The organism is Alkalicoccobacillus porphyridii (genome assembly GCF_007293315.1).
Taxonomy (GTDB): Bacteria; Bacillota; Bacilli; order Bacillales; family Bacillaceae_D; genus Alkalicoccobacillus; species Alkalicoccobacillus porphyridii.
In genome coordinates, this window is record NZ_VLXZ01000097.1 from 1 (window position 1) to 348 (window position 348).

The following is a 348-nucleotide window of genomic DNA, read 5'->3' on the forward strand; positions in this document are numbered from 1 at the left end:
ATATACCGGCAGCGATTTACCCGCCAGCGCGTTGAGGATCATCAGCGGGATCAGTTTTTCCGGAAAGTGGTAAGGACCGTAGTTATTCGAGCAGTTGGTGATAAGCGTCGGCAGACCGTAGGTCCGCAGCCAGGCGCGCACCAGATGGTCGCTGCTGGCTTTTGACGCGGAATAAGGGCTGCTCGGCGCATACGGCGTGGTTTCGGTGAAGAAATCATCCGTCGAGTGCAGGTCACCATATACTTCGTCAGTGGAGATATGATGAAAACGGAACGCTGATTTTTTATCTTCCGTTAGCGCATTCCAGTAAGCCCGCGCCGCTTCAAGCAATGTATAAGTCCCGACAAT

Annotated in this window: 1 protein-coding gene; it reads right to left on the reverse strand. The window is 53.2% G+C overall.

The window, feature by feature from the left end; all coding sequences use genetic code 11:
• Nucleotides 1–348, reverse strand: a 348-nt coding sequence (locus FN960_RS23670) for a GDP-mannose 4,6-dehydratase (RefSeq protein ID WP_438799912.1), incomplete at its 3' end; no start/stop codon positions are given.